The following is a 234-nucleotide window of genomic DNA, read 5'->3' as shown; positions in this document are numbered from 1 at the left end:
CTTGCAGGGGGGCAAGTAAGCCAGACTGCGGTGTCTGTACTGACGAACAGAATCAAGCGAAGCGTATCATGAGCTCCTTAAAAGAATTAAATATAGCGAATAAACCATATACTGAGGCTATGAGGTCGGATGAGGTAACACATCATGCCGAAGTCCAAACCTTCCAAAAGGAGGAAGTACCAAAATAGTAGATATGGCAGAGATAGGCACAAGGATTTTCATCTTACCAAGAGG

Annotated in this window: 1 protein-coding gene; it reads left to right on the top strand. The window is 44.0% G+C overall.

All coding sequences use genetic code 11. From position 1 onward, the window contains the following. A partial coding sequence (locus tag EL17_RS23755; protein ID WP_164675234.1) for a hypothetical protein occupies positions 1-188 on the top strand: 188 nt, incomplete at its 5' end. Positions 189-234: the final 46 nt, after the last annotated feature.

The sequence above is a fragment of the Anditalea andensis genome, from assembly GCF_000714815.1.
Lineage (GTDB): Bacteria > Bacteroidota > Bacteroidia > Cytophagales > Cyclobacteriaceae > Anditalea > Anditalea andensis.
This window is presented reverse-complemented; position numbering and strand designations above follow the sequence as displayed.